26 protein-coding genes and 1 tRNA gene are annotated in these 23,800 nt (G+C 64.7%); 17 read left to right on the top strand and 10 right to left on the bottom strand.

Annotated features, from left to right (window positions below):
* Positions 1–14: 14 nt before the first annotated feature.
* From HGK58_RS12525 to HGK58_RS12510, 4 genes are read left to right on the top strand one after another with little or no spacing between them, the layout of a single operon-like run.
* Positions 15–941 carry a metal ABC transporter substrate-binding protein gene (locus HGK58_RS12525; RefSeq protein ID WP_210422938.1) on the top strand — a complete coding sequence of 309 codons (927 nt, stop codon included), beginning with the start codon at positions 15–17 and terminating at the stop codon, positions 939–941.
* Complete coding sequence (locus HGK58_RS12520) at positions 938–1,663, top strand: metal ABC transporter ATP-binding protein (protein ID WP_168627950.1); 726 nt, start codon at positions 938–940, stop codon at positions 1,661–1,663. Before HGK58_RS12525 ends, HGK58_RS12520 begins: the two co-directional genes overlap by 4 nt.
* Entirely contained in the window at positions 1,663–2,514 is an 852-nt protein-coding gene (locus HGK58_RS12515) for a metal ABC transporter permease (protein ID WP_349236233.1), read from the top strand. The genes HGK58_RS12520 and HGK58_RS12515 overlap by 1 nt, the downstream gene beginning before the upstream one ends.
* On the top strand, positions 2,511–3,167 hold the full coding sequence (locus tag HGK58_RS12510) for a metal-dependent transcriptional regulator (RefSeq protein WP_168627949.1): 657 nt from the start codon (positions 2,511–2,513) through the stop codon (positions 3,165–3,167). The genes HGK58_RS12515 and HGK58_RS12510 overlap by 4 nt, the downstream gene beginning before the upstream one ends.
* Before the next feature lie 10 nt (positions 3,168–3,177).
* Here HGK58_RS12510 and HGK58_RS12505 read toward each other — a convergent pair whose 3' ends face one another.
* Positions 3,178–3,915: a VTT domain-containing protein gene (locus tag HGK58_RS12505; RefSeq protein ID WP_168628150.1), complete on the bottom strand. Its 738-nt coding sequence runs from the start codon at positions 3,913–3,915 to the stop codon at positions 3,178–3,180.
* A gap of 120 nt (positions 3,916–4,035) precedes the next feature.
* On the opposite strand from HGK58_RS12505, the gene HGK58_RS12500 reads away from it, so the two are divergent.
* Complete coding sequence (locus HGK58_RS12500) at positions 4,036–5,022, top strand: squalene cyclase (protein WP_168627948.1); 987 nt, start codon at positions 4,036–4,038, stop codon at positions 5,020–5,022.
* A gap of 14 nt (positions 5,023–5,036) precedes the next feature.
* Here HGK58_RS12500 and HGK58_RS12495 read toward each other — a convergent pair whose 3' ends face one another.
* Positions 5,037–5,639, bottom strand: coding sequence for a TetR/AcrR family transcriptional regulator (locus HGK58_RS12495; RefSeq protein WP_168627947.1), 603 nt, complete (start codon positions 5,637–5,639; stop codon positions 5,037–5,039).
* A gap of 148 nt (positions 5,640–5,787) precedes the next feature.
* Between HGK58_RS12495 and HGK58_RS12490 the strand changes: the two genes are divergently transcribed.
* Positions 5,788–6,738, top strand: a complete 951-nt coding sequence (locus HGK58_RS12490; protein WP_168627946.1) for a zinc-binding dehydrogenase — start codon at positions 5,788–5,790, stop codon at positions 6,736–6,738.
* Between the two features lie 7 nt (positions 6,739–6,745).
* Here HGK58_RS12490 and HGK58_RS12485 read toward each other — a convergent pair whose 3' ends face one another.
* A complete protein-coding gene (locus HGK58_RS12485) occupies positions 6,746–6,979 on the bottom strand; it encodes a hypothetical protein (protein ID WP_168627945.1) in 234 nt (77 codons plus the stop codon).
* 43 nt (positions 6,980–7,022) lie between these two features.
* On the opposite strand from HGK58_RS12485, the gene HGK58_RS12480 reads away from it, so the two are divergent.
* Positions 7,023–8,105: an AAA family ATPase gene (locus HGK58_RS12480; RefSeq protein WP_168627944.1), complete on the top strand. Its 1,083-nt coding sequence runs from the start codon at positions 7,023–7,025 to the stop codon at positions 8,103–8,105.
* On the opposite strand, the gene HGK58_RS12475 is transcribed toward HGK58_RS12480, so the two are convergent.
* Positions 8,075–8,290 carry a hypothetical protein gene (locus HGK58_RS12475; protein ID WP_168627943.1) on the bottom strand — a complete coding sequence of 72 codons (216 nt, stop codon included), beginning with the start codon at positions 8,288–8,290 and terminating at the stop codon, positions 8,075–8,077. The two genes, HGK58_RS12480 and HGK58_RS12475, sit on opposite strands and share 31 nt — an antisense overlap.
* A 183-nt stretch (positions 8,291–8,473) precedes the next feature.
* Positions 8,474–8,555 (bottom strand) — tRNA-Leu (locus HGK58_RS12470).
* Positions 8,556–8,726: 171 nt separating this feature from the next.
* Here HGK58_RS12470 and HGK58_RS12465 point away from each other — a divergent pair.
* From HGK58_RS12465 to HGK58_RS12455, 3 genes are read left to right on the top strand one after another with little or no spacing between them, the layout of a single operon-like run.
* Positions 8,727–9,875 carry an ATPase, T2SS/T4P/T4SS family gene (locus HGK58_RS12465; protein ID WP_168628149.1) on the top strand — a complete coding sequence of 383 codons (1,149 nt, stop codon included), beginning with the start codon at positions 8,727–8,729 and terminating at the stop codon, positions 9,873–9,875.
* Positions 9,872–10,732 carry a type II secretion system F family protein gene (locus HGK58_RS12460; protein ID WP_168627942.1) on the top strand — a complete coding sequence of 287 codons (861 nt, stop codon included), beginning with the start codon at positions 9,872–9,874 and terminating at the stop codon, positions 10,730–10,732. The genes HGK58_RS12465 and HGK58_RS12460 overlap by 4 nt, the downstream gene beginning before the upstream one ends.
* Positions 10,729–11,631, top strand: coding sequence for a type II secretion system F family protein (locus tag HGK58_RS12455; protein WP_168628148.1), 903 nt, complete (start codon positions 10,729–10,731; stop codon positions 11,629–11,631). The genes HGK58_RS12460 and HGK58_RS12455 overlap by 4 nt, the downstream gene beginning before the upstream one ends.
* Before the next feature lie 183 nt (positions 11,632–11,814).
* Here HGK58_RS12455 and HGK58_RS12450 read toward each other — a convergent pair whose 3' ends face one another.
* Positions 11,815–12,468, bottom strand: a complete 654-nt coding sequence (locus tag HGK58_RS12450) for a 7-cyano-7-deazaguanine synthase (protein ID WP_168627941.1) — start codon at positions 12,466–12,468, stop codon at positions 11,815–11,817.
* A gap of 302 nt (positions 12,469–12,770) precedes the next feature.
* Between HGK58_RS12450 and HGK58_RS12445 the strand changes: the two genes are divergently transcribed.
* From HGK58_RS12445 to HGK58_RS13855, 5 genes are all read left to right on the top strand, one after another.
* The gene (locus tag HGK58_RS12445; RefSeq protein WP_168627940.1) at positions 12,771–13,034 is read left to right on the top strand and encodes a hypothetical protein; all 264 of its coding nucleotides are present in this window, start codon (positions 12,771–12,773) and stop codon (positions 13,032–13,034) included.
* A gap of 522 nt (positions 13,035–13,556) precedes the next feature.
* Complete coding sequence (locus HGK58_RS12440) at positions 13,557–13,760, top strand: hypothetical protein (RefSeq protein WP_168627939.1); 204 nt, start codon at positions 13,557–13,559, stop codon at positions 13,758–13,760.
* Between the two features lie 80 nt (positions 13,761–13,840).
* Positions 13,841–14,146, top strand: a complete 306-nt coding sequence (locus tag HGK58_RS12435; RefSeq protein ID WP_168627938.1) for a hypothetical protein — start codon at positions 13,841–13,843, stop codon at positions 14,144–14,146.
* Positions 14,143–16,191 (top strand): AAA family ATPase, encoded by a 2,049-nt coding sequence (locus HGK58_RS12430; protein ID WP_168627937.1) that lies wholly within the window; start codon positions 14,143–14,145, stop codon positions 16,189–16,191. Before HGK58_RS12435 ends, HGK58_RS12430 begins: the two co-directional genes overlap by 4 nt.
* A 141-nt stretch (positions 16,192–16,332) precedes the next feature.
* Positions 16,333–16,905, top strand: coding sequence for a hypothetical protein (locus HGK58_RS13855; RefSeq protein ID WP_246865564.1), 573 nt, complete (start codon positions 16,333–16,335; stop codon positions 16,903–16,905).
* Between the two features lie 135 nt (positions 16,906–17,040).
* On the opposite strand, the gene HGK58_RS12420 is transcribed toward HGK58_RS13855, so the two are convergent.
* Positions 17,041–17,688, bottom strand: coding sequence for a hypothetical protein (locus HGK58_RS12420; protein ID WP_168627936.1), 648 nt, complete (start codon positions 17,686–17,688; stop codon positions 17,041–17,043).
* 200 nt (positions 17,689–17,888) lie between these two features.
* On the opposite strand from HGK58_RS12420, the gene HGK58_RS12415 reads away from it, so the two are divergent.
* Positions 17,889–18,320, top strand: coding sequence for a hypothetical protein (locus HGK58_RS12415; protein ID WP_168627935.1), 432 nt, complete (start codon positions 17,889–17,891; stop codon positions 18,318–18,320).
* Between the two features lie 3 nt (positions 18,321–18,323).
* Complete coding sequence (locus HGK58_RS12410; protein WP_168627934.1) at positions 18,324–18,995, top strand: recombinase family protein; 672 nt, start codon at positions 18,324–18,326, stop codon at positions 18,993–18,995.
* Here the strand turns inward: HGK58_RS12410 and HGK58_RS12405 are convergent.
* The 3 genes from HGK58_RS12405 to HGK58_RS12395 all read right to left on the bottom strand — a co-directional run bounded on the left by HGK58_RS12405 (position 18,979) and on the right by HGK58_RS12395 (position 23,671).
* Positions 18,979–19,815, bottom strand: a complete 837-nt coding sequence (locus HGK58_RS12405; protein WP_168627933.1) for a toll/interleukin-1 receptor domain-containing protein — start codon at positions 19,813–19,815, stop codon at positions 18,979–18,981. The two genes, HGK58_RS12410 and HGK58_RS12405, sit on opposite strands and share 17 nt — an antisense overlap.
* Complete coding sequence (locus HGK58_RS12400; RefSeq protein WP_168627932.1) at positions 19,805–20,530, bottom strand: DUF5343 domain-containing protein; 726 nt, start codon at positions 20,528–20,530, stop codon at positions 19,805–19,807. The genes HGK58_RS12405 and HGK58_RS12400 overlap by 11 nt, the downstream gene beginning before the upstream one ends.
* A gap of 393 nt (positions 20,531–20,923) precedes the next feature.
* On the bottom strand, positions 20,924–23,671 hold the full coding sequence (locus HGK58_RS12395) for an AAA family ATPase (protein WP_168627931.1): 2,748 nt from the start codon (positions 23,669–23,671) through the stop codon (positions 20,924–20,926).
* Between the last annotated feature and the right edge of the window lie 129 nt (positions 23,672–23,800).

Genomic DNA, 23,800 nt, shown 5'->3' with positions numbered 1-23,800 from the left:
CGTATTATTTCGGCATGCCGAAATTTGGGACGCGAATGGGCCGAATTCTGGCGAGCGTGGCGGCCGTCGCCGTGGTCGCCGGCTGCAGCACAGCCAACAGTGCCCCCGGCGACCGTGCGGACGACGGCACCCCGCTGGTGCTCACCACCTTCACCGTCATCGCCGACATGGTGCGCGCCGTCGGCGGCGACGACGTCCGGGTGGAGTCCATCACCAAGGTCGGCGCGGAGATCCACGGCTACGAGCCGACGCCATCGGACCTGCGGAACGCGGCATCCGCCGATCTCATCTTCGACAACGGGTTCGGCCTCGAGCGCTGGTTCGAGGACTTCGTGGCGACACTCGACGTGCCCCACGTCGTCCTCACCGAGGGGATCGAGCCGATCGCCATCTCCACCGGCGACTACCAAGGCCTCCCGAACCCGCACGCCTGGATGTCGCCGATCGCCGGTCAGACCTACGTCGACAACATCGTCGCGGGGCTGAGTGAGCTGGTCCCGGATGCCGCGGCGCGGTTCGAGGAGCGCGGAGCCGCCTACCGCAATGAGCTGCAGGGCGTCGCCGAGCAGTTGACCGTGTTCCTCGCGGCCCTCGACCCCGACCACCGGCTGCTGGTCACCTGCGAGGGTGCTTTCAGCTACCTGGCTCGCGACCTCGGCCTCGACGAGGCGTACCTGTGGCCGGTGAACAGCGACACGCAGGGCACCCCGCAGCAGATCCGCAAGGTCATCGAACTCGTCCAGGACCGCAACGTGCCCGCCGTGTTCTGCGAGACCACGGTCAACTCCGCCTCGCAGCAGCAGGTGGCGAGCGAATCCGGGGCGGAATTCGCAGGCAAGCTGTTCGTCGACTCGCTGAGCGAGCCGGATGGACCCGTACCGACCTACCTCGACCTGCTCCGCTACGACGTCAACCTCATTGCTGACGGGCTGATGCAATGAGCGATCCGGTCATCGAGGTACGCGACCTGTCGGTGCGCTACGGCCAGGTGCAGGCACTGGACGAGGTGGATGTCGTGCTCGAGCCAGGGCGCATCACCGGGCTGCTTGGCATGAACGGCTCCGGCAAGAGCACCCTCTACAAGGCGATCATGGGCACCGTCCGACCCGCGGCGGGCAGCGTCACGCTGTTCAGCGGCACGCCGGCCGCGGCGCGCGGCAAGGGACTCGTCGCCTACATGCCGCAATCGGAATCTATCGACTGGGACTTCCCGCTCTCGGTGCACGAGGTGGTCATGACCGGCCGCTACGGCAAGCTCGGCCCGTCCCGCCGGCCGCGCGCAATCGACAAGGCGGCGGTCACGGATGCCCTCGCCCGGGTTGGTCTGACCGAGCTGGCCGGACGCCAGATCGGCGAACTCAGCGGCGGCCAGCGCAAGCGCGTCTTCGTCGCGCGGGCGATCGCGCAGGAGGCGCGGCTGCTGCTCCTGGACGAGCCGTTCGCCGGGGTGGACAAGGCCTCCGAGCGCCGCATCATCACCCTGCTGCGCGAACTGCGCGACACCGGCTGCGGCATCCTGATCTCCACCCACGACCTCGCCGGTGTGCCGGAGCTGTGTGATGAAGTGATCCTGCTGAAGAACCGGGTGCTGTTCCACGGGCATCCGGATGTCGCGCTCAGCCCGGAGAATCTGGCGCGCGTCTTCGGGTTGGAGGCGGCGTGATCGACTGGATCCTCGAGCCGCTGCAGTTCGCGTTCATGACCCGCGCGGCGCTCGTAACGCTGATCGCGGCGGTCACCTGCGCCATCCTGAGCTGCTGGCTGGTGCAGATCGGCTGGTCGCTGATGGGCGACGCGGTGTCGCACGCGGTGCTGCCAGGGGTGGCGATCAGCTACATCCTCGGCTGGCCGTTCGCGGTCGGCGCGTTCATCTTCGGCGCGGGCGCGGTGGCGCTGATCGGCGGCGTGCGCGCGACGACGAAGATCAAGTCGGATGCCGCGATCGGCGTCGTGTTCACCGGACTGTTCGCGCTCGGTCTAGTCATCATCTCGAAGACGCCCAGCCAGACCGACCTGGGGCACATCCTGTTCGGCAACGTGCTGGGGGTGAGTGACGCCGACATCTGGCAGGTGGTGATCAGCGGTGTGCTCGCAACCGCGGTGCTGCTGTTCAAGCGCCGCGACCTGACCCTGTACGCGTTCGACCGCGGCCACGCCGACGCGATCGGCATCAACACGCGCTGGCTGAGCGTGCTGCTGCTCGGGCTGCTCGCCCTGACCGTGGTGGTCGCGCTACAGGCGGTAGGCATCATCCTGGTGGTCGCGATGCTGATCACGCCGGGGGTGACCGCGTACCTGCTGACCAAGCGGTTCGACCGGATGCTGTGGCTTGCGGTGCTCATCACGGTGATCGCCGCGCTCGCCGGACTGTACGCGAGCTACTACTTCGACGCGTCCACCGGCGGCTGCGTCGTGCTCGCCCAGTCGGTTGCGTTCGTGCTCGCCTACCTGTTCGGGCCGCGCGGCGGAGTGGTCGTGAACTGGGTGCGTTCGCGGAGGGTGGTGGTTGCGTGAACGGGTCGACGACGGTCGAGGACTACGTCAAGACGATCTACGGGCACACCGAGTGGCAGCCGGAGTCGATCACCCCGTCAGCGCTGGCCGCGCGGATGGGGCTCGCGGCGTCATCCGTCACCGAGATGGTGAAGAAGCTGGCAGCGTCCGGGCTGGTGACGCATGTGCCGTATGGGGCGATCACGCTCACCGACCAGGGGCGGGCGCTCGCGCTGCGGATGGTGCGCAGGCACCGGCTGATCGAGACCTGGCTGGTGGAGTCGTTCGGCTACGGCTGGGACGAGGTGCACGACGAGGCGGAGGTGCTCGAGCACGCCCTGAGCGACCGGATGCTGGACGCGATCAGTCGGCAGCTCGGGCAACCCACGCGCGACCCGCACGGCGACCCGATCCCGGCCGCAGACGGCACGGTTCGGCTGCCGGACGCGGTGCTGCTGTCTCAGGCATCCGATGGGCACCGCGGCGCTGTGGTGCGCATCAGCGACCGCAACCCCGAACTGCTGCGCTGGTTGGACGAGCACGCGGTCCGGCTGGATGCGCCGATCGAGGTCATAGAACGCCGCCCGTTCGGTGGTGCGCTCGCGGTGCTGGTGGACGGGCATCCGCTCGACCTCGGCTCGGACGCTGCCGCCGCCATCTGGCTGGCTGCGTAGCCCCGCGACCTCAGTGCTTGGGGTTGTTCGTGGGGTCCTGGTCGAAGAGGCTGGGGTCCAGCACGGCCTCCTCGGCGGTGAGCGGCTGGATGCCCTCGAGCCGGGCCTTTTTTGCCTTGCGGCTCGACTGCCAGTAGTGGAGCACCGTCGGGATGAGGGTGAGCAGCACCGCGCCGAGCAGGATCACGTCGATGTAGGAGCGCACGAAGTCCGCGACCGGCGGGATGTAGCCGAGCAGGAACCCGAAGTAGGTGAGACCAGCACCCCAAATCATCGCGCCGATGAAGTTGTACAGCGAGTACTTCTTATAGTTCATGTGCCCGACGCCCGCGGCAACCGGCACGAAGGTGCGCAGGATCGGGATGAACCGGGCCAGGATCACGGACAGGCCGCCGAAGCGCTCGAAGAACGCGTTGGTGCGTTCAACGTTCTTGCGGCTGAATAGGCCGCTCTCCTTGCGTTCGAACACCCTCGGCCCGAACTTGTGACCTATCAGGTAGCCGACCTCGCCGCCGAGGAAGGCCGCGGCGCCGATCGCAAGGCACACCCACCAGATGTCGATCTCGATGACACCGGCGAAGGTGAGCAGGCCGGTGATGACCAGCAGCGTGTCGCCGGGCAACAGGAAACCGACGAGAAGGCCGGTCTCGGCGAACACGATCGCGCACACGCCGATGAGCGCGAACGCCCCGAAACCGTTGATGAGGGTCTCAGGGTCGAGCCACGGGATTAGTGCTGAGGGGACCAGGGGAGTGCTCCAGACGATCGGCGACGGAAGCCGTGAAAGGCTCTCGGTTAGCGTACTGCGTGTGGCTTTCGGATGCGCGCGTGCGACGACCCTCGACCCGGATCAGCTACCCTGCCGAACATGCCCATCGAACCGGCGCTGGCGGACTGGCTGCTCGACTCGGATCCGGCGTTGCGCTGGCAGGTGGAGCGCGACCTGGTCGGCGCGCCGGACGCGGTATGGACCGCCACCCGTGCCCGCGTGGCGACCGAAGGGTTCGGCGCGCGGCTGCTCGCGCTGCAGGATCCGGACGGGCAGTGGGCCGGAGGTGCGTACTTCCCGAAGGTCTACGACGGTTCCGGAGAGGGGCAGCCGTGGACAGCGACGACCTGGAGCCTGAACTCGCTGCGCGAGTGGGGCGTTGATGCGGCCGTGCTGACTGGCACAGCCGAACAGCTCGCGGCGAACAGTCGCTGGGAGTACAACGATCTTCCGTACTGGGGCGGCGAAGTCGACTGCTGCATCAATGCCTACACGCTCGCCAACGGCGTCTGGCTGGGCATGGACGTCACCGGCCTCGCCCAGTGGTTCCCCGATCACCGGATGGCGGATGGCGGCTGGAACTGCGATTGGATCGAAGGCTCCACTCGGTCCTCGTTCCATTCGACGCTCAACTCGCTGAAGGGTCTGCTGTACTACGAGGCCGCGGTCGGGGCCAGTGATGAGTTGCGGGAGGCACGAAGGGCGGGCGAGGAGTACCTGCTGCAGCGTCGGCTGCTGTACCGGCTGTCCACCGGAGAGCTCGTCGCGCCCTGGGTGGCCCGGTTCGCTTACCCGTTCCGCTGGTTCTACAGCGTGCTGAATGCGGTCGACTACTTCCGGGCCGCCGTGCTGCACGACGGCACCGAGCCCGACCCGCGGCTCGCCGAGGCGATCGAGGTGATCCGCGCCGCACGCGAACCCGACGGCACCTGGCTGCAAGAGCGCCGGCATCCGGGCGACGCGTGGTTCGAGGTGGATGTCCCGCCCGGCGAGCCGTCCAAGTGGCTCACGTTCTACGGCATCCGTGCCCTCGACTGGTGGGATGGGACCATGCCGCACGGGGACGCAGCGCAGCGACTCGTCTGACTGCATCCGGAAGGCTACGAGCGGAACCACTCCGGGGTCAGTTGGGCGAGCGAGGCGGCCAGCTCGTCGGGGTCACGCGCGCGCCCGTGCTGGAACCAGTCGATGATGACTCCGACGAAGCCGCTCGCAACGAAGCGGGCGGCGACGGGGATGTCGACGTCCGGCGGATGGGGAATCGCGCGCATCGTGCGGTCGAGGAGGTCCGTGATGAGTTGGACGATACCGTCGCGAGCTCGCGAGAGCTCTTCGGAGGTGAGCACGTGAGTGAACAGAGTGGCGTGCTCCTCGAACTGGGCGATGACACGTCGATGGCCGAGAACCGTAATGGCAAGGGGGTTGCCTTCGCCGTGTCGGGCAACCAGGTCGTCATAGTTGATCGACCCCAGTGCGTCTTCGAGGAGCAGGAGAAGCACGTCGTCAAGGCCGGTGAAGTGCTGGTAAAACGTGCTTTTGCTGATGCCCGCCTTGCTGACGATGTGTGCCACGGTGAGCTCTCCGACGGGACCGCCGGAAAGCTCCCGAGCCACGCGCATGATCGCGTCCCGACTGCGCTGCGCACGAGGGTCGTTCTGGTTGAACGACCTCGCTGAAGCGGCCAGATCGCGCTGAGTCGTCATGATTCCACCTTGGCATCGAATCCCCTGTGCCCTCGGCGCAAGGTCGCAGTCAGGCTCTATCGAACTGCAGTTTGATAGATTGGTCTGACCGAATATTTCATAGTTCGCCTGGTCGCGCAACGGCCGGCGGGAATCGAGGAGGTACGCCGTGAAGGCTTGGCAGTTTGTAGGAGACGGGCAGCCGCTGACGCTGAACGAGGTTCCGGAGCCGAAGGCGGGACCGGGAGAGATCGCGATCGACGTGCTCGCGGCTGGCCTTTGCCACTCCGACGTCGGCTACCTCGAGGGCTCCATCCCGTCGATGTACCTGGGAGAGCTGCCGCGCACGCTCGGCCACGAGGTCGCCGGCCGCATTACCGAGGTCGGTGACGGAGTCGAGGGCCTTGCCGTAGGTGACCTGGTCGCTCTCGTCATGAACTTCGACGGCCCGGGCGTCGCGCGAGACGGAGGCTACGCGCCCAAGGGCGTGTACCCGGCAGAGCAGGCGGTCAAGGTTCCCGAGGGCGTGAGCGCTGCGGCAGCAGCCGCGGCGACGGATGCGGGGCGCACCGCCGTGCACAACGTCAAGAATGTCGCCGGTGTCACCAAGGGCACGAAGCTCGGCATTGTCGGTCTTGGTGGGCTTGGTCTCATCGGTCTGCAGGTGGGCATCGCACTGGGTGCGGAGGTGTACGCAGCGGAGCCCAAGGAGGACGCGCGCGAAAAGGCGCTCGGCCTTGGCGCGAAGGCGTGCGTGACGGATGCCGCGGAGCTCGCCGAGTATGAGTTGGATGTGATCGTCGACTTCGCCGGTTTCGGGACCACTACGAGCGGCGCGCTCGAGTCGGTCAGGCCGGGAGGCACGGTCGTCCTCGTCGGGCTGAGCCGGAACGAGTCCACGATCAACACGGCGGACTTCGCGCTGCGCGGTCTCACCCTGAAGTCGGACGCGAGCTCCACGAGGGAGCACCTGATCGACACGCTCGACTTCATCGCAAGCGGTGCAATTGTGCCGGTGACGACCGAGATCGGCTTCGACGATATCGGCGAGGGCATGGAGCGCGTGGCTCGCGGTGACGTTCTGGGCCGCCTGGTGGCGGTCTACCCAGAGAACGGCTGACGCTTGGTCACGGTGCGGGGCGGCTGACGCTCCGCACCGCAAGCGCACCAGCGGCCTGTGGGATTGACTCGCGCCGAATCGGCTTGTCATGACTGTTGCTCATGGCTTCCAAGGCGTGTGCCTTCCCTGGCCCGAGTCGGCGCTTGTTCGCCTCGACGTTGAGAAGAGCGCGGACATCCTCGAGCTCGATCGTCTTGAGCCCCTGAGGACGGCTGCCGTCACGAGCAACAGCCTTGGCCACGCGAAGTGAGGCGAGACGTGGCGTCGCTGATACTCTTGCCCAGGTGATCGCTCTGGTGTGGCTCGTTGGCGCGTCAGGCGTGGGGAAGACGGTGACCGGCTGGGCGCTGCAGCAGCATCTGTCACGACGTGGCATCTCTGCGGCGTTCGTCGATGCCGATCAACTCCGCAATGCGGTGGGCGCGGACGTTTCAGAAGACGAGCTCATCGCCGCTGGGTTGGGAGCTGTCGAACCCGCCTTCCGTGATGCAGGCGCCACAGTGATTATCGTTTCGGGAATTGTGGACAATGAGACCCAGCTCGAGCGACTGCTGCCTGACGGTGCGCGGGCGCGCACCCTCGTGGTGCACCTGCACGCCTCGGGCGACGCCATCACCGAGCGCGTCCAACGGCGCAACTGGAACGTCCATCTCGCTCCAGACTCCGTCGCGTACGCCGCCCGGTTCGACGGCGGGTGGGCGGACATTTCGCTCGACACCACAAAGCGGACGGTTGGACAGCTGGTTGAAGCCCTCGTCGAGCCGGTCGAGCATCATCTCCGTGCCGTACCTCCGAGTCCTGTGGCGCATGCGCGTAAAAGGACTGCCACCTCGGGTGTGACCATCGTAACGGGGCCTGGGGGAGTGGGGCTATCGACCGCCGGCTTCCTCGCGTTCCTTCACAGCGTCTGGGCGGGCGAGCGTGGTGGCTACATCGACAGCCACCAGGTTGGGTTCCTCGGCGCTGCGCCGCGATCAATCGAGCTGGCGGCGCTGCGAGCCGCGAACACCGCGGCGCTGGTCCAGATAATGGCAGCGCACGGCATCCCAAGTGTCCTGGTGACCGCTGATCCGCCCACCGCCCGGGAGCTCATGACCCAGCTCGATGACCCAATGGTGATCTGGTTGGACGCCTCAGCCGCGACACTCGAGTCACGATTGCATTCCCGCGCTGCCGGCGGCGGTCCCCCGCTCGCGGGAGACCATCGTCTTGGCCTCGACGAAGCGCAGGTGCAAGAGGTGCTGAAGGCATCCACCGCAGAGTCACAAGACCTGGCATTCCGGCCTGCGGAATGTCAGGTAATCCCGACGGACGGGAAGACGGCAGAAGAGGTCGCTCAGCAGATTCGGTCGACGGCTGCCTCCTGATCCCAGTCCGCCACGGAGAAGTACTTCTCCCAGAGCCGTCGCCTGAACTCTTCCGCCTGCCATCCGCTTGACGCGAACAAATCCGAATACGTTTCTGCGAGCGACGTGTAACTATTGGGCCAGGTCCGCTGCGCAACCGGATCCATCCGAAGCACGGCCGCCCGCGCCAGGGTCTCGTACGACATCGGTGCTGTCGATCTGGTTTGCCGGGAGATGCCCGAGTGTGGGCGGCGCGATTAGCCGCGCATACATCGAGGCGTATTCGCTCGGTGTCTTCGGCTCCGGCCCGCTCCCGGGAAGCGAGGAACGACTCAGCCACCTGGCGACAACACAACCTCGTCAACACTGTCCAGTTCAGTCTTAGAAAGTGCGGAAGGCGGGACTTGAACCCGCACGCTCGAAAGCACAGGAACCTAAATCCTGCGTGTCTGCCAATTTCACCACTTCCGCGAGGCGAATCCAGTGTACTGGCGACCGCGGCGGGCTCCGGCCTGTGGATAATCGCAGCCAGGCGCATCCGGAATCACGCATCATGCTCAGGTGAGCAAAGCCGCCCAGATCATCGCCGAGCGGGTCAGGGAGCGTGTGCGTCGCAACGGCGTCGACTTGGGTGGCAACCCGATGCTCGCCGACGGGCTCGTTCGCGATGAGGTTCAGCGCTACAGCGAACGGGCCCTTGGCGGCTCCCAGCCGCTGCTCGCCGACGAGGCGCAGGTCGTCCGCGAGGTCATGGCGACCATCATCGGCTACGGCCCCCTGCAAAGGTTCTTCGACGACGACACTGTTGAGGAGATCTGGATCAATTCGCCGTCCGAGATCTTCATCGCCCGCAACGGCATCGCCGAACCGTCTGGCGTTGAGCTGACCGACTCGCAAGTGCGCGACTTGGTGGAACGGATGCTGCAGTCCACCGGCCGCCGAGTCGACCTGTCCAGCCCATTCGTGGACGCCTCGCTGCCGGACGGGTCCCGGCTCCACGTCGTGATCCCGGATGTCACCCACCGGCACTGGGCGGTCAACATCCGCAAGTTCACCCACCGCATCCGGAATCTGCAGCAGCTCGTCGAGCTCGGGTCTCTCAGCCAACGCGCGGCCGAGTTCCTACGGATGTGCGTGCTGTCCGGCCAGAACATCCTCGTCTCCGGCGCCACCCAGAGCGGCAAGACCACCCTGCTCGGCGCGCTGCTGTCGCTGTCCAGGCCTGGGGAGCGCATCGTCACGGTCGAGGAGACCTTCGAGCTGAGCGTCACCGCGCGCGACGCAGTGGCGATGCAGTGCAGGCAGCCCAGCCTCGAGGGCACAGGCGAAATCTCGTTGCGACGCCTCATCAAGGAGGCACTCCGGATGCGCCCCGATCGGCTGGTGGTCGGGGAAGTGCGCGAGGCCGAGTCGCTCGACCTGCTTATCGCGCTGAACAGCGGTCTGCCCGGGATGTGCTCCATTCACGCGAACAGCGCACGGGATGCGCTGCGCAAGCTGTCCACGTTGCCGCTGCTCGCCGGGCGGAACATCGACGCGGCGTTCGTCGTGCCGACCGTCGCCAGCAGCATCGACGTGGTGGTGCACTGTGCGCTGGAGCGCAGCGGGAGGCGCCGGATCGCCCACATCGCGACCCCCACCGGCCAACTCAGCGACGGGGGCATCGACGTCGATATCGTGTTCTCCTGGCGCGACGGTGCGCTCGCGCCGACCGGGGCGTTGCCGGCACGCGCGGAGAAGTTCCTCGATGCCGGTTTCGACCCGGCGATCCTGCTGCGCGGTGCGGCATGATCCTGATCCTCGGCCTCACGCTCGGGCTCGGGCTGCTGCTCGCGGCGTCGCCGTTCCTCTGGCCGGCGCGGGACAGCATCCGGAGTACACCGTCACGGCTCGGCGTGTTCCGCGACCGGCTCGCGCAGGCGGGCCTCGGCTCGGTCAGCCTGCCGCTGTTCGGGGTCGTCTCTGTGGTCGTCGGGCTGGCGATCGGGGCGGTGGTTTTCGCCTTCGTTCCGGTGATCGCCCTTGCAGTTGCCGCTGCCGTGGCGGCGACCGCGCTCCCGGCACTGCTGGTGAACTCACGCGCTCGCAAGCGACGCAAGCTGAGCCGGATGCTGTGGCCGGATGTCGTCGACCACCTGGTGTCGGGCGTGCGTTCCGGGCTGTCGCTGCCCGACAGTGTGTCCTCCCTCGCGGCCACCGGCCCCGCCACAACACGTGCAGAGTTCGCCAGTTTCGAGCAGGATTATGCGGCCACAGGCAACTTCCAACTGTGCCTGGATCGACTGAAGGCCCGGCTGGCCGACCCGACCGCCGACCGGCTGCTGGAGACGCTCCGGATGGCGCGCGAAGTAGGCGGCAGTGAACTGCCCGCGGTGCTGCGCTCGCTTGCCGCCTATCTGCGGCAGGAGTCCGCGATCCGGGGCGAGGTCGAAGCACGCCAGTCGTGGGTGATGAACGCCGCGAAGCTGGGCGCTGCCGCTCCGTGGGTGGTGCTTGTCCTGCTCGCGACTCGCCCGGAAGCCGCCGCAGCGTACAACTCTCCGAGCAGCATGGCGCTCATCGTCGGCGGGTTGCTTGTGACGGTCATCGCCTACCGGCTCATGGTCGCTCTCGCCCGGCTGCCCGAAGAGCGCCGGTGGTTCGCATGAGCGGGCTGGCCGGATGGGCGGTGTTGTGCGGCATCGCACTCGGTCTCGGCCTGTGGTCGTTGGTCAGCCTGGTGCCGCGCATCGGACGGCCGCGGCTCATTCACCGGGTCGCGCCGTACCTCATAGACGTGTCGGACGGCGCGCGCGAGCTGGTCGCGCGCCGTCCGGCCAACCCGTTGCCTGTGTTCGGCGCCTTGCTCGAACCGCTGAGCGCGCGCATCCGTTCCGAGGCCGGAGCGGCAACGACGCAGCTTCGGCTCCGGCAGGCCGGCTCCGACCTGAGTGTCGAGTCGTTCCGGGCAAGGAAGCTCGCGTGGGCGGTCGGCGGTGCTGGCGTAGGGGTGGTGATCGCCGCCGCGATGTCCCGGACGCAGACTGCCCCTGTCGTCGTGAGCATCGTCATTGCGGTGCTGTCCACGGTTGCGGGTTACCTCCTGCGCGACTGGTTGCTGCAGCGCGCCGCCAAACGCCGGATGTCGCGGATCGCGAGCGAGCAGCCGACGGTGCTGGAGTTCCTCACGCTGAGTCTCGCGGCGGGCGAGGGCATCCTCGACTCGCTGCGCCGAGTGGCGCGGGCCGGCAGCGGCGACCTGTCCTCCGAACTCGGGCGGGTGGTGTCGGAGGTCAACAGCGGCATGGCGCTGTCGGTCGCGCTCAACGGGCTGGTCTTAGGCATCCGGCTGCCCGCGTTGAGCCGCGCTGTCGATCAGCTGGTCGGCGCGCTCGAGCGCGGCAGCCCGCTCGCCGACGTCCTGCGGGCGCAGGCGCAGGACGCGCGCGAGCAGGCCAAGCGCGAGCTCATCGAGGTCGCGGGCAAGAAGGAAATCGCGATGATGGTGCCCATCAGCACGGGACTAAAACTCCAACACTTCCCGCTAGGAGAAAGGGGAAGAACCTGATCTATGGGAAGGCATGATCCCGTTACCCGACAACCCGCTAATTCGAGATTGCGGCTTGGGTTCAAAGATGTGTCGCATGGGTGGTTGATAGCAGCGTTATCAACCTGGACCCATCGGTGACTCGTCTCGTTGGGAAAAATGAGAGTGAGAAGACCGCCATCCCATACGGTCATTCTCATCCGGTCAGTTGGCCCCCGGCGCGACGGTGTATGCGGTCGGGTCAGCCAATCCCGCAGCCCGAAATGCCTGGTGCCGAGAGGAACATCGCGAACATTCACCACAGTGAAGTGCCGTGGCTTGCTGACACGTCCTGGTGGCGTGAAGCGGAACTCCTAGCTCCGTCCCGAGCCGCAGCACCTCGGACTTGCGCTTCCGCAAGAACGGTAATTCGATGCCAGCATTCTCGTCAGAGAGGAACAGCCGAAGGTTTGGATTCCAATTTTCGACGAATGGGATCATCGCAGGAAACTTCTCCACGTCCTCGGCGATCGTTGCTACTTGGATCCGGGATGATTGGGTGAAGACCGCGTAACTACAGGCGACCGCGATCGGAAGGAATGCGCCCCCGCGGGACAAAGCCTCGGCGTCGCCGCCCATGGCCACATAGGGCGCAGGCACGAATCCGATCATGACGTCACGAAAGGCGGAGAGTCGCGCGATCTCAAGGTGGATACCCAAAGCTTTCGCCACGGTCTTCGCACCCGCCAATTCTGCGTCTGCGAACAACTGACCGCTATCAACAAACAGACCGATGACATCTTCACCAAGCTGATGCTTCGCGTGGAAGGCGAGGGTGGACGAGTCCGGGCCACCGGACATGAGAACTATGACGGACATGAGTTTCCTTTCACTGGGTGAGGAGAACCTACTCGTAGCGTCTCGCAGTCGCTAGCGTTTTCCACATTTGATCGGGACCCGCTGAAGCTGGCACGGGTTGCCAAGGGGACCTGACGGCCTCCGGAAGCTCGCGAGTCGGACGACCGCGATGCACGCACGTGTCGAGGTAGCCGAGCGGGTCGAGGGGAAGCGGGTCCTTGCGCGAGCGGCTGAGGAGCTCTCCACGCCTTCGCCCCGCACAAATGCGTAAACGTACCTTTCTACGGTTGCCCGCGAGCCTCCGGCCGTGACAGCATCCTTGCATGGGCATCTTCGACTCCATTGCACGCGGCTTGGGTAGCCTCCGCCCGCTGTCCGACGCGGAACTTGAAGACGACCGCGAGGCGCTGCGACAGAGTTATGTAGCTAGCGGGGATCTCGACGAGGCGTCGAGACTCTACGATGAGCTGCACCGCTACGACGAAGAAATGACGCGCCGTGCGAACGAGGCCTACGCCCGCGAACACCCGAACCCACCGGAGCCCCGGCGCCGCGAGCACGGTTGGTACCTACCCAACGACGACTAGCTAGCGAGGTTGCCTGGCCCTTGGGCGCGGGCCGCTGTCGGCGCGAGCGGCCCTGGGCGGTCGCTGAGAGGCCTAAGCGCTACCAGCCTGCCCACCCGGCTACCCCCGGCAACCCAACGCGGCAACGGGGCGTAGGGCAACGCGGTTACTGGGGTCGGGGAACCCGCCGCCTGACCAGGGCTTTTCCCGCCAATTTGCCAAATAGGCGGGGGTGTAGGGCAAACTGTGTAACAGCAACAGCAACAGCAACAGTAACAGCAACAGCAACAGCAACAGCAGGGCGGGATGCCCTGATACGGCGACGAGTGATTCGTCAAAGAGCAGTACGCCGAGAGATTCGGCAAAGTGAAGTACGTCGAGTGATTCGACAGCTGGCCACCGAGATGGTGGGCCAGGCAGTAAGGCACTGACAGACGCCGGTGCGGGCGAGATGCCCCCGGCTGAAGCAGAGCCCCCATTGTCGAATCACTCCGGATGCTCGACCCTGTCATGGGGTCCTCCGGGTCAGTCCTAGGGGACCAGATGTCTTCCATCAAGCAACATGCCGCCACGAGGGTGGCGCGGGCAGTACGTGCCCAAGACCAAAGCCAGGTATTCGAAGCTCGGCAAGAGCTAGCCACAGCCAACATCGAGGCAGCCATCGAGCGTGCGCTCGCCGCCGCTCCGCCGCTCACCCCCAGCCAGGTCAAGCGTCTGACCGGCCTGCTGAAGGGTGGCCAGCGATGACCAGTCGAGGGCGTGCCACGACTTGGACCGTAGCCAACTACCCGAGTAAGCGGAGGCTGTCACGGGCTGAGGCCATGCGCGTGCTTAGCACCGGACCTGACCCTAAGTGGTTCGAGCCGTGGGCTGAGCACGGGGTCATGCTCCCCGGTCTGGCTGAGCACGGATACGGGTACATCCACACGCATGGCGGCCAGGAATCGTTCCAGTGCGACGTAGCCACGTGGGCCAGCCAGGAGGGCCTGAACTGGGGCCTAGAGGCCCTGCACAAGTCTCACTCACGGTGTGACGAGTGCCAGGGTGTGCTCTACTTCATGCCGGATGAGCCGCTGCGCCTGCGACTTCTGGTTGAAGAGGACGACCTCGACGAAGAGGAGGTCGACAAGTGAGCACCGTGGACATCGCGCTCAGCTTGGCGGCTGCCGGATGGTACGTCTTCCCATGCTCCGCCGATGGTAAGCCGCTGGCCAAGTGGGGAACCGAGGCCACGACCGACTGGGCAACCATCAAGGGTTGGTTTAAGCGGGACGAGCGCATCGGCGTTCACTGCGGCCTCAGCAGGCTGGTCGTCGTTGACCGTGACCGCAAGGGCGGCCGTGATGGCTTCGCGAGTCTCAAGCAGGCGGGAATCAGGCTGCCAGCGACGATGCACTATGCGAGCCGCAGCGGCAAGGGTCGTCACGACCTGTACGCGGCCCCAGACGGCGTGGACTGCACCATCGCCACCGACGTGCACGGCATGCTAGGCGTGGACATTCGCGCGGGTGTCGGCATGGTCATCTACAACGGGCCAGCGCTAACCGAGGCTCCGGACCTTGCCCCGGCACCGGCTTGGGCAGTGGTGCGCCACAAAGCGACCGCCTACTCGTCCACGGTGTCGCTGGAGGACTGGCTCGCGGATGAGCGCACCCCGAAGCCGAGCACGAAGGCGCACAAGCTGGCCAAGGCGGTGCCGCTCAAAGGCGTCAGTAACGCCGACCTACTGCCGCTGCTCACGCCTCTCGTGGATGCCCTGTCGTGGGGCAATGGTCGCCAGCAGGCGTACGACGTCGCGCGTGAGCGGTACACCCGCAACTATCCCGATGCCGGCGACGCGTTCGACCAGGCATGGACCAAGGGCATTGCTCGGGTGGAGGCCGACTGGGACGCGGTGATGCATGCGCCCCCGACCGAGCACGTGCAGGACAAGCCGAACGTGAAGGGTTCCCGGCCGCGGGCACGCTCGCTACAACTCACCCCCGCCTCGGCTATCAAGCCGCGCCCGGTCGTGTGGCTGTGGGACGGCAGGCTCGCGCTTGGCACGCTCGCACTGCTCGCAGGCCGTGAGGGCATCGGCAAGTCGACCGGTGCGTACTGGATCGCCGCACGGGTCACCCGTGGTGAACTCCCGGGCGAGTCCCATGGCAAGCCGAGGGGCGTGCTCATCGCGGCTACCGAAGACTCGTGGGAGCACACCATCGTCCCGCGGCTCATGGCAGCGCAAGCTGACCTAGACAGGGTGTTCCGCGTAGAGGTGCGCACCGCCGACGACATCCACCTTGGGCTGTCGCTGCCGCACGACCTCCGCGCGCTGGAAGACGCTGCACTGCAGACGGATTCGGGGCTGCTGCTGCTGGACCCGCTCATGAGCAGGCTGGGCGAGCAGGACACGCACAAGGACTCCGAGGTTCGCATCGCGCTGGAACCGCTGGTGGCCCTCGCTGACCGTACTGGCATGGCCATGCTCGGCATCATGCACCACAACAAGTCCGGCTCCACCGACCCCTTGCAGCTTGTCATGGGCTCGAAGGCGTTCACGGCAGTGGCGCGCTCTGTCCACACGGTCGTGATCGACCCGGACGACGATACCGAGCAACGCAAGCTGTTCGGCACCCCGAAGAACAACCTAGGCCGCACCGACCTGCCCACGCTGACGTTCACGATCGTCTCGACACCCGTGGACACCGACGAGGGCACCGCATGCACCGGGCGGCTCGTGTGGGGAGCGGACCTCGAAGAGTCCATCGGTTCGGTAATGGGCCGCGCTGGTGAGGGCACAGACAAGACCGCAACTGGTGAGGCGGCTGACTGGCTGCTCGACTTCCTGACGATGGAAAGCCCGGTCGCATCCGCGCTGGTCAAGAGCGAAGGGGCAAAGGTGGGGCACTCCTTGGACGCACTGAAACGGGCGCGTCAGCGCATCAAGGCAGTGATTACGTCGGCTGGGTTCCCCAGGGTCACTTACTGGGACTTGCCAGTGGGCGCACCAGTTGGCGCAGCAGCTAGGGGAGAGCAACCAACTGCACTAACTACACCAACTGGGGGCACGAAAAGCGCAGTTGGCGCCGTTGGTGCTGCTGGCGCAGTTGGCGGGGCACCCCGCGCGCGCAAGCCCACTAGGGCACCTGGCGAGCAGAAGAGGAAGCCCAACCGTTCCACGGGGGCCGACTCATGAGCACAGAACTCTCCGGCTTGTGTGGACACGTCACGAGCGCCGCAGGAGGAGACCGCTGTGAACGCTGACGCCGCGCTGACCTGGCCAAACCATCAACCACCGCACCGGGCGGTTCCCGGTAACCAAATGGAAGGAAACACCATGAGCAAGTCAACCGCCGCGTCCGTCGAGAAGAGCCTGCCCTCGGCGCTGAACAGCTACAAGGACAGCGCCGCTGCCGTCAAGGAAGCGCACCGCAACGCCCGCCAGGCGATCCTCGATGACCCGATGACGTCCGACCTCGCCAAAAAGGAGCACCTGGAAGCCCTCGACACATCCACCAGGAGCAAGCTCGACGGCATCAAGGCCGACCAGGAGTCCTACGTCAAGAACCTGCGCGACAAGGTCGAGCGCGAGCTGCGCGGCAGCCAGCCCAGCGATGCGAACAGTGTGCTGCTGCGTCGGGATGCCGCCGACCGCGCCCGCAAGATCACAGACAAGCAGGAGGCGCTGGAAGTGCTGAACGACGCCATCGCCAACGGTGACGACAGCCTGGCGCATGCAGTCGGCAACCGCGCTCGGAACTCCGTGTGGCTCGACGTGGCTGAGGTCTACCAGGCTGCGCACCCGGACACGGCGGACTCGGCAGCGGCGCTCGCGTATGTGGAGGGAGTGACCAGCGGGCCTGCATTCAACATCTCCAACCAGATGACGTACGCGGCACCGAACGTCTGACCTGCACGGCACCCCCACTCGAGAGCCCTTTGGCAGTCGCTGGGGGGCTCTCTGCGTGTGGTGCAGGTCCCTCCCGGCCATGCCTGCGAGCGCTAGGTCGGGACTAGCGACAGCCGCGACGCACCGGCCACGCCGTCAGGATCCCAGGGCTGAATTGTCGAAACTAACCTGCGTCCCCCCGCGGTACGTCCAGTCATACACAGAACCGTTCGCTATCAGTTTGATCCGCACGTCCGCGAATCCTGGCACTCGCTCCGCTACAACCTGCAGCAAGAGCCCCACGTCCTTAGTGCTCCTGAATGCCAGACAAAGGTTCGATCGATCAGCGAATGGGCTGTGACCCAGTATCTGCTCGGGCTTGGTCGCGCGCAATTTCGACAGGGGCACTGGAGGCATGCGGTCTTCGTGGTCGCGGAAGGGGTACCCCGAAGCGGGATCGGGGTGCTCTCTCCACTGCAGACCTTGTTGCTCGACCAGATCGAGCAAGACCTGCAGCCACCCCACGCCGTCGACGTCATCTTGGGCCACGGCGATGCTCCGTGACAATGGCTCAAGGAATGCACGCGGACCCCAGAACGTCACGTCGTGGGCATGCGAGTCGTCCTGCTGTTGGGCGTCCCAGTATTGGCGGACCGCTTCGCGCGCATGCTCCGGAACCTCCGGCCACTGCCAAAGACCTTTCTCCACCGGCACGCCGGGCTGTCTGAGAGCCTGCACCCTGACGACCTGTCGGACGTTGACGTCGTCGATGTCGAAACTCGGTTGGCCGCTTGAAACCTCCATTAATACCTCCTCAAGCGCAAGTGTGGCAGGTGGTAGGCGCGACCCAAGCGCAGCGCCGCACGCCAGAACCTAAGCGGCATGCCGCAGCGCATCACAGACAGTCAGACACCGACCCTGTTTGCCAGAAGGGTCCCCTTCAGGCAAAGTGCCTGTTTATTCGAACACATGTTCGATTCTCATGGCGCAGCGAAGGAGAAATCATGGCCACCAAGAACACAGTCCCCGTCGAGGTCGAGGCAGTGGAACCCACCCTCCAGCAGATCGTCAACGAGGGCATTGCGAAGGTTATCGAGGCTCACGGCATCGACGTTCAGAAGAACCGCTATAAGGCCATGCGTGCCATGGCCTGGCAAGCGTTCGTGGAGGTTATCGAGGCTGACGACTTTGACGCTCTCGTCCAGCGGGCCATCGCCAACGTCGGAAACCTGCCCTCCGGGTGGGAGATCGAGGCACCTGCCAAGCGCGTCGCCACGGGAGGAAAGCACGCGGCTAACCTAGCTTCACGCGTGGTCGCGCACGAGGCGAACGCCAACGCACTCAACGACTGCACCTGCGGGGAGCAGTTCGCCAACAAGGGCGCACTCACTCGCCACATCCGCCGCAACATCGTGCCCCTCGTCAAGAAGGCGTGACCAATGACCACGATGATCGGCTACCTGCGGGTGTCCACTGAGGAGCAGGCCGACAGCGGCCTCGGCCTGGATGCTCAGCGCGACGCGATTCAGCGCTACGCTGACGCGCACAGCTGGGACGTGGTCTGGTACCTGGACGAGGGCGTGTCGGCCAAGTCGCTGGATCGTTCGCAGTTACAGGCCGCGCTCACCCGGCTGCAGGTCCTGCCGAAGCGCCGTGATGTGGACGGCATCGTGGTGGCGAAGCTTGACCGCCTGAGCCGCAGCGTGCATGACTTCTCGGGCATCTTGAAGCTTGCCGCTGCGCGCAAGTGGGCTGTTGTGGCCATTGACCTCGGTGTGGACACCAGCAGCCCGACCGGCAAGCTTGTGGCCAACGTGATGATGTCGGTTGCCGAATGGGAGCGCGAGGTAATTGGTGAGCGCACGTCCGCCGCCATGCAAGCCGCCAAGCGTCAGGGCAAGCATATGGGCCGCGTGTCCGCACTGCCGCAGAGCACCGGCCATCGCCTGATGACGCTGCGAACCACACACACCATCGCCGGCACGGCGAACGCACTCAACGCCGAGGGCCTCACCACGGCGACCGGTGCACCGTGGTCAGCCAACACAGTAGCGAAGGTGCAGAAGCGCCTGCTCCTCAATCATTCTGCGCCTGTTAGTCCTCGGACTTGAGCACTGCGTCTATGAAGCCTTGCAACGCCGACTCACGCAGCGTGAGCTCCCGCATCTCATCGCGCGCCGCGTCGGTATGCCGGGACTTGAGCGTGCGCAGTCGGCGCCGCGTCTCTAGCAAGCGGAGCCGCAACTCGCTAACCGCGCCACCGCTTCCTCGGTAATCCGCATCAGGTTCCAACACTGGAACCCTCCCCAGCTTCGGCTTCGGAAACCGCGGCTGGCCCGTTACGAGGCGGACGACAGCTTCAATGGAGTCGGGGTCGCTGAGGTCAACGTAAAGGCGACTCACTCGTTCAAGATCTGGGGGGACAACGGTGTCTGGCACGCCTGGCAGCATGATGATGACGACCCGTCGTTGCCACTCGGCCTGGTTACGCGCGAACAGTCCTCGCAGCGTGTCAGCCTCGGCGGCCGCCCCAGCCCCGACCGTCGGCTCATTCCTCCCGCTCCATCGTTCAGCCCAGGCTGCCGACATGACCACCGCAGTCACATCGGCACGCTGAATCCCGCTCGGCCCGAAGCGCGTCCAGTCAATTGCCTCGTCCAAGTGGAACAGGTCTATATCGGCGTCGATCCCGAGCTCGACGAGCGTTGCCGCCAGGTCCGCAACCTGCGCCTGCCATTCCTTCGTCTCGTCACTTGACCAGTCTGTGTTGGAATGTGCCCAGGATATGAAGACCGTTCGAACCGCTATCGCCTCATCCGCTGGTGAATCGACACCTATGGGCAACGTTCTTTGAAGACTCCGGTAGGCGGGGTTCGATCGGATGCCGATCGCGGCGGCAACCATATGCTCGCGAGATGACTCAGCGTCCATACAGGTGTTTGGACATGCTTTCGAACACAGCCTCAATCTGGTCTCGCCCGGCGTCCGCAGAGATGTGAATCTGCAAGTCGATATGCAGCGAGGGACCGTCAGCTCCCTGCCGCCCCGAACCTCCGCCGCCGTTGTCGTCAGGGCCCTGGGGAGCGTCGCTCTCGGACTGTTGTTTGATCTCGGGGCGCTTGAGTGCGGCTGCAGGCTTGGCGCCTCCAGCCTTCGGCGTCCTTTCCTTTGGCTTCCGGCTCCCCGTTGAGCCGTTCTTCACATCGTCCGGCGAAGGCAACTCGCCTTTGAGCAAGGTGAGGTAGAGCTTCGCCTGCATGCTCGCCGTTGCTTGTCCAGTCTTGGCGTTGCGCATGAACCACGAAGCGACGCGCGAGGCGTCCACGGACGGATCGTCATAGGCCGAGCGCAGGCTGTCCGGGTAGAGCGCGTCCAAAATTTGCTTGGCCGCTTCGGCGTAGGTGTCGTCGTCACGGAGATCAAGCGCAAGCTCAGACGGCGAACCATCGGGGGCCACGAGACCTACCGCTCGCAACTGAGGGAGGATGTTCCGTGCGCCCTTCTCAGAGGTACCCAGCGCCGACATGACCCAGTCAATATCAATGGCCTTGGGGACAGATTGACGGAGCTTGGCACGGACACCGAACCAATGCCCAGCCGTCATGTATGGGAACGACACCTTGGCGTCGGGCGTCTCGTCTGCCATGCAAGTCTCCAGTCTGGGTCGGGCCCGATACTAGAACCGAACAGACCTCATCAGATGGCGGCGCGCCGAATGAAGGACACGTTGAGCGAGTTCGCGGTATGGACCCGCACGTGAGTCGCGCTACGAAGCCGGGAGCGAATAGCGCAGATGGGTCGGACTATGCCAGTGGAAATCCCGGTCGACCGGCTGACGCGCGTGGTCAACTCGGGCGACCACGATGGGTTGCCATTGCCCGCTGCTTTCGGCGCGCGCAGATAGTCGCCCAAAAACGATTGGATCTTGCCTGATCTCCAACCCAGTAGATCTCGTCGGCGGTGTCCGCATCTCACCAGTTGCTTGTGGCCATTAGTCGACTCCGGCGGACCCGTGTGCCTGAAGGGTGCCCTTCTGGCATTAGACCGGTGGGCGAGACTTCGCGAGCTTCGGCCTAGGAGCGACCGGCACGACGCCCCTACGCTTCCGGAGGATCGCCTCGTCTTTGGAATTCTCGCGAACGACCAACTTGCTCAGCATTCGCTGCTGAACCTCGGCGCTCCAGAAGATTTCAAGGAACTGACGGGCACGCGTGATCGCGGTGTAGAGGATCGCATGCGTGATCCGGTCCTCGTTCGCGTCGGTAATGACCACTTTGACCGAGTTGAACTCGAGACCTTGTGCTTTATGAATCGACACCGCGTATGCGATCTGGAACGGGACGATGGTCACCGAGGCATCGTCATCATCGTCCGTGTTGCCACGTTGGAGTACGTCGAACTGTACGACCGAGCCCCCCAGCCATTTGATGTCGAGCACGAAGAAGAAGTCCGCAGCCGTGAGCGTCTTATCGACCTTCACGTCGAATGTGATCCGGCCCTTATCGGTGGCGATGTTGACGATCGTTCCCTTGAGGTTGTTGTGGACGATTCCGCCGAACCGGTCCGTCTCGCCGAAGAGGATTGGATCGTTGACTTTGAAGGTGGCGTCACCCCAGTGAACGGCCGGGCTTGGGTTGCTCGCCTGCAAGAAGCGGTTAACGTTGTTGATCCCGTATAGCCCGTCGTAGTTCAGGCAAAGGACGATCTCGTCCGCGTGACGCGCCTTAAAGAGCGAGTCTCCGAGGACGGTGGCGTAGTGGTTCTTCGAGATCGACTCTTCGATCTTGTCGTCCAGGCTGCGCACTCGGTCCCAAAGCAGGCGCAGGTTGGGGTCGGTGGTACGGAAGGGCTGAGTCAGCTCGAATACCGACTCCGGCGGAAGGTACGACCGGATGGTCGAGAACCAATTGCCGAACTCGATGGATTCGATCTGGTAAACGTCACCGACGAGGACGAGCAGGTCGAAATCTGTGCATTGCAGCACCTTGAGGAGGCTGGCGTTGCTGACCGTGCTGCACTCATCGATGATCAGCAGGCGGTAATGCCGACCAGTCGGGTACTTCGTGTGGCTGTAGATCGTGCTGAACTCTGAGTTCGTCTTCGCAGTGACGCGTTTCTCCAGATTTGCTACGGCCGGATTGGTGTGGGCGAGGAACAGCTTCGAGTCATTAGCGAAGTAGTTCGCGATCAGGTCGACCATCGTGGTCTTGCCGGTTCCTGCCGCGCCATAGATGAGGGCGACTGTTGATTTCTCAAATAGGTCGGTTAGAGCATTCGCCTTGAACGGATCATCGAACTTTGCGGAGTTGGCGGAGACCCAGGCTGCGGCGCTCGCGGCGTGGCCGGCCAGACCCCCCGCTGCAATGCTCTGCAGCTGGTCGATGATCGATACGGTGCCATCTTCGTACCCGACCATGAACACATGGCCTACGTCACGGCAAAGCTTCCGGGGTGCATGCTTCGGGGTCGGGGGCAGCAGGCGGTTGTATTTCTCGATGAGGGGATCGAGGTCACCGAAGTGAGCAAGGTCGGTTTCAGCGGTGTAGATCTGACCGTGCTGCTCGACGTTCGTGTTGATCCGTCGCGCGAGGAGCTCGTGTTGGCGCTTCGATGAATCGAAAGCTTCCATCAAATCGCCGAAGCTCGGTACATGACCCCTGGGGCTCGTGCAAAGCGGCATGGTGTCGAATGGCTTGCTTTGCGACGTGATGTGCAGATTGGACAACCAATCCTGCGGCGTCGCGTCGTACTGACTCTTAATTGTCTCGTTCCGCATACGCAGCAGTAGGTAGCGGAGAACCCTTGAGCCGTTTGCATCACGCTGGATGAGGTCGCGAGCCCGATCCAGCACGCTGAAGATCAGAGAGTCCCCCTTTGTTTTCTCGAGCGCCCACGTCCGGACTCGCAAGTAGTCGGGGTCCGTCAGATCGACAAGGTCGAGCAGGCTCGAATGCGTCTTGGTCAGGTACTCCATCAGACGCTCATACTCTGGCTGCTTGGTCGATACCCTGCTTGTGACCGGGGAGAACAGGCGCGAGAAGTTGTCCAGCTCGCATGGCCGGAGCGAGACCGACCATGTTCTGATCACGGTCACGGGCATCGTTTCGCTGAAGACGGAAATGGTGCCGGTCGCTAGCTCAAGATTTGCCGCATACCTATCCGTCATGTCGATGTCGGTGAAGGCGATATTGCGGTCGAACTTGTTTGTCCGGTTGTGAGCGAGTGAGAACGTCACTTCGTAGTAAATGCGACCGTGAACGAAGAACGGCCGCGAGTGGTGTACGTAGTAGCGCTCGGTTCGCTGCGTCGGCACTAGCGTGGCCGTCATCGTGTTGATCAGGCCGGCGATTTTCTCGTGGTACTCGCTCAAGGCTGGGTCCGTGTTAAGCGGGAACTTGTGCAGATTTTCGAGTATCGCGATGCCCAACTGCGCCTTGGCAAGATCCCGAGTGCGAAGCAAGTACTCGTAGTACTTGAGCATCAGTCGCTCGGAGGGGTCCTCGCCAAGCGTGTAGTGCGAGACGCTGGCTTGAAGCATGTCGTGGAACCGGCTCAGCAGCCGGTACTTCGCCGTGGCCTTGACGACAGAGGACGCCGCCCCCACCTCGCTATAGTCGAAGACGTCCGCGGGCTTTCCGTTAGCTGCCCAAACGATGAGCCCTTCGACGAGGTGGCGAAGCTGCTGGAGCACGTTCTGCGACAGGAACCCTCGACTAGTCGTCAGTGAGTCGATGTTCTTGACAATTACGTCGCTCGTGTCGCGCACCTGCTCTTCGACGGTCGCCATTGCTCCTGCTTTCGAGGCCCGCTTTGGCCCGCCTAGGTCTCGCGACGTCGAGACCGACCGATCTGGTTCTCACGATTATGGAGCAGATCTCGCAGAAGCGGGAAGACTTACCACTCGGAGGCCAGAAGT

The sequence above is a fragment of the Cryobacterium sp. BB307 genome (genome assembly GCF_012274275.1).
GTDB lineage: Bacteria > Actinomycetota > Actinomycetes > Actinomycetales > Microbacteriaceae > Terrimesophilobacter.
This window is presented reverse-complemented; position numbering and strand designations above follow the sequence as displayed.